Below are 3454 nucleotides of genomic sequence, written 5' to 3'. Positions count from 1 at the left end.
TCACGAACGAGAGGATTGTCTGGTGGGTTTGGTGCGCCTCAGTTCTGCAAGCTGTTCGCGTTGAGCAAGCTGTTCGGCTTCCTGCGTCGTGGCGCGTACATAATCGATATGCTCTTCGGAAAAGCGCTTGGCGCTGACCGGGTCTCCATCGCAGATCGCCTCCGCGATCGCCTTGTGTTGCTGCAGCACTTCTGTCCGGGCGCTCGGATGGTGATAGAGCCGCTCACGGTTATAAAAGACACCGTTTTCCAGAAGTCTGTAGCAGGATCGCAAAGTGTGCAGCATTACAACATTATGCGCCGCTTCACCGACCGCATGATGGAAAGCCACATCGAGCCGGCTTTCTGTGTTGAGGTCTGCAATTTCGTGTGCCGCTTGCATCTGATCGACAATTTCGGTCAATCGGGCCTGGTCGGAAGGCGCCGCCCGCACGGCTGCCTGCGCTGCGGCATGTCCTTCAATGCCCCGCCGGAACTCGAAGTAATCGCTGATAGCAGACGGGTGTCGCGCAATCAGCTGAACCACGGCCTCGGAAAATATTGGCCCGATCAGGTCGCAGACATATGTACCGCCACCGCGTCGGGCTTCAATCAGGTCTCGATCTTCCAGGATCTTGAGAGCATCTCTGAGGACCGGCCGTGAAACTTTCATCTGGTCGGCCAGATCCCTTTCAGACGGCAGACGGTCACCCGATTGCAGCAGTCCTTTCAGGATCAGGTTTTCGATCTGCTCCACGGCGGCATCGGCAGTTTTTTGATGGTCGACGGGTTGAAACACTGGGACGATATCCTCGCTTTGCGCGGCAAATTAGCGGTAAAAACAAAATTGGTCAATTTTTTTATCCAATTTTGTTCAACGCTAGGCGCGCACTGCGGGTTTAGGGCGCAACTGCCTGACTGGGCGGTGTCAGATGCCAGGTCTGACGGCCAAGTGCTGCCGCCTGGGCTGCCCATCGAGGCGGGAGCGAGGTGCGTTCCCGTCCGTTCTGGCGCTTAAGAGGTCTTCGCAAGGTTCTGCAATTCCACGTGGAGGCTGAGGGCGCAGATACCGGAAACGGGCTCTGCTCACCCGTTGCCCAAGCGCTCTACCTCACGCGTTGTCTTGTCCAGGATGGGACACTTCAGCAACAAATAAAGGAATCAAAAACCCTGGAAAACACCAGGGGTAAGAAAGGTCTAAGCCACCCCTGGCGGGGGTGGCTCATTATGTTGGCAGTGTTGGTCTATGCCTTTAAGAGATCAGGCGCCTCCAGAACATGCGGTGTGTTATAGGCGTCAAAGTCCAATTGTCCTTCGGATTTTGCGATCACGACTGTGCACGCCGCGTCGCCGGTGACATTGAGCGACGTCCGTGCCATGTCGAGAATGCGGTCGATGCCTGCGATGATCGCAACACCTTCCAGCGGCAGACCGACCGACGTCAGAACCAGCGACAGCATAACCAGACCAGCGCCGGGTACACCGGCGGTACCGATGGACGCGAGCGTCGAAGTCAGGATGATCGTGATGTATTCCGACATGCCCAGTTCGACGCCGAAGGCCTGTGCCACAAAAAGAGCGGCAATACCCTGATACATCGCGGTACCGTCCATGTTGATGGTCGCACCCAGCGGAAGTGTGAAACTGGCCACGGACCGATCTACGCCCAGGTTCTTCTGAACGGCGGTAATGGTGACCGGCAGAGTTCCCGACGAAGACGTGCTGGTGAAGGCAACTATCTGCGGTTCGACAATACCTTGAAAGAAGCGCAGCGGGTTCAGACGGCTCACGAAGGTGACGAGACCGCCATAGACGAACACCGCGTGCAGGATGCAGCCGATATAAAGAGCTGCGATGATTGTTCCCAGCGGCAGAAGAAGATCCATACCGTAGGTCCCGGCAACCCAAGCCATCAGGGCAAACACACCATATGGCGCGAAGGAGATGACGATTTCCGTCAGCTTCAGAATGACGGAGTTCAACGCTTCGAAGAAATCCCGGATCGGTTTCCCCGCATCGCCCACAAGATTGATCGATAGGCCGAACATGATGGCGAAGAAGATGATTTGCAGGACCTTACCGTCAGCCGCCGCCGCAATCGGGTTTTTCGGAACAATCGCAATGAGCTGCTCGACAAAAGGCGGTGGGGTCTTGGCTTCCATCGCAGCGGCGGTGCCGAGATCGATCCCGACACCTGGCTGAAACAGGGTGCCGAGAAGCAAACCGATGGAGATGGCAAAGGCCGTCGTGCACAGATAAAAGACAACGGATTTCAGGCCGATGCGCCCCATGCGAGCCATGTCGCTTACCGACGCCATGCCGCAGACCAACGATACAAATATCAGTGGTACGATCAGCATTTTGATCAATGAAAGGAACAGCGTTCCGATGTGCTTGATCGTACCGGCGACCGCTTCGTTTCCGGTGATATTCAGCACGACACCTACGGCAATCCCCAAAACAAGGGCTATGACGATTTGCTTCCATAGAAGCATATTCCTCCAGGGTGCGAGAAACCCTGTTTTTCGCTGTGTGGTTTCCATGATTACCTCCCTCTCCACTTGGCAGCTGGAAAACCGAGCTGCGAGCAATCATGTTTTTTTACCATCCCGATGGAAGGGGACGTGCTGCAAACAAAGAAAGGGCATTGCAAGTTTTGCAATGCCCTTTCTTTGTCTTCAACTTTTTCAGGCTCATGTGCTTGCAAGCTGTACACACTTACGGGCGAGCACATCGGTCGGGTCAATCGGCAAGGCTCCAAGGTCTTCTTTGTTCTCGCTGACGATCAGAGGAAGTTCAGTACAGCCCAGGATTACCGCTTCAGCCCCGTTTGTGACCAAATGCGCAAATGCTCTTGCAATTTGTTCTTTGCAGAGCCCGTCCGTATACCCTGCTTTTACACCTTTTGGCCCATAGATTGCGTCCATTACCAAAGCCTGATGTGTCTCATCTGGAACCACAAAACCCAGACCGGCATCGGTAAGCGCCTGCTGGTATAGACCGCTGTGTATGGTTCCGTTCGTTGCCAGAATTCCGACACGGCCTGTTTCGGGCGACTGTTCGGTGATGTGATCTGTTGTCGTTGAAAGTATGCTCACAATCGGAATATCGAGGTGGCGCTGAATGCGATCCACATAGGCGTGCGCGGTGTTGCACGGGATCGCGATCATATCGGCACCGCCACGCTCCAGCTTCTTGCAGGTCGAGTAAAGCGCAACAGTTGGATCCGTTCCGTTACTCACCAGGTTTTCTGTTCGATCGGGGATCTGCGGATTTTGCTCGACAAGAACCTTGATGTGATCCTGGTCCCGGGATGCTTGGGTTGCCCCCACGAGCTTGCCCATAAAGTCCACCGTCGCCGCAGGCCCCACTCCGCCAACAACACCGACCTTGAACTTCCGGTGGTGGTCGGCCTCGGTGGCTCTCAGCGCATGCAGCGCGTAGGCCGAAGCCGTATTGATTGCGGCCATGCCCTC

Annotated in this window: 3 protein-coding genes; all 3 read right to left on the bottom strand. The window is 55.5% G+C overall.

What is annotated here, in order from left to right:
• Entirely contained in the window at positions 1 to 777 is a 777-nt protein-coding gene (locus K5905_RS30130; RefSeq protein WP_297591379.1) for a FadR/GntR family transcriptional regulator, read from the bottom strand.
• 445 nt (positions 778 to 1222) lie between these two features.
• Positions 1223 to 2521: a dicarboxylate/amino acid:cation symporter gene (locus tag K5905_RS30125; protein ID WP_297591378.1), complete on the bottom strand. Its 1299-nt coding sequence runs from the start codon at positions 2519 to 2521 to the stop codon at positions 1223 to 1225.
• A 150-nt stretch (positions 2522 to 2671) separates the two neighbouring features.
• Positions 2672 to 3454, bottom strand: a 783-nt coding sequence (locus K5905_RS30120) for an amino acid racemase (RefSeq protein WP_297591377.1), incomplete at its 5' end; no start/stop codon positions are given.

The sequence above is a fragment of the Roseibium sp. genome (assembly GCF_025698965.1).
Lineage (GTDB): Bacteria > Pseudomonadota > Alphaproteobacteria > Rhizobiales > Stappiaceae > Roseibium.
The sequence above is the reverse complement of the archived record's forward strand: the minus strand, read 5'-3'. Positions and strand labels throughout refer to the sequence as shown.